Source organism: Neorhizobium descurainiae, assembly GCF_051400715.1.
In the GTDB taxonomy this organism is placed as follows: domain Bacteria; phylum Pseudomonadota; class Alphaproteobacteria; order Rhizobiales; family Rhizobiaceae; genus Neorhizobium.
This window is the reverse complement of sequence record NZ_JBLFFK010000095.1, coordinates 1-772: the sequence shown is the minus strand read 5'-3', so window position 1 is coordinate 772 and position 772 is coordinate 1. Positions and strand designations below refer to the sequence as shown.

The following is a 772-nucleotide window of genomic DNA, read 5'->3' as shown; positions in this document are numbered from 1 at the left end:
AAACAGCATATTTTCGACACGATAGCCGGCCAAGGGACCGCACTTACAGGGTCGATGCCGGTCTTACGAGGTCGCTTGTACTATTTCGTAACTCATATCCGTGTGGTTGCGGCGCTGGTGGTCCGCGAGACATCCACGCGCTTCGGCAGCAAGCCCGGCGGTTACATCTGGGCCCTCCTGGACCCGGCTGCGCATATCGCGTTCCTCTCTGTCATCTTCATGGCGATCGCCCACACGCCCGCCCTGGGCCAAAGCTTTCCGCTGTTTTTCGCGACCGGCTACATCGCATTCCAGTTCTACCAGGCGACGGTCGGCTATCTGAACACCGCGGTGACCTCGAACCGGGCGCTCCTCAACTATCCGAACGTCGCCCCCTTCGACACCATCCTGGCGCGCTATATCCTCCAGTTGGGAACGACGACCGTCGTCGGCTTCTGCGTCTTCAGCGTCATCGGGTTGAGCCTGAGAAATCCTCTGACCATCCAATGGCCCTACATCATAGAAGCGGCGCTCGCGGCCAGCCTGCTGGCGCTCGGCAGCGCTTTCGCAAACAATATCCTGTTCCAGAAATACCCGCTTTACGAGAAATTCTACGGCATCGTCACACGCCCGCTCTTCCTCGTCTCCGGCGTGTTTTTTCTGCCCGACTCCTTGCCGCATCCGGCCCGCGAGATCGTCCTGCTCAACCCGCTGGCTCACGTCATAATGCTGTTCCGGAAAGGATTTTATCCCGAATACCGGGCGATCGGCTATGACGCCGGCTATCTCTACG

The 772-nt window shown here is 59.2% G+C and carries 1 protein-coding gene; it reads left to right on the top strand.

The genetic code is table 11. The features are described 5' to 3' along the window. Positions 1–75: 75 nt before the first annotated feature. Positions 76–772: ABC transporter permease (locus ACMGE0_RS33585; protein WP_436820177.1), on the top strand; the 697-nt coding region annotated here is incomplete at its 3' end.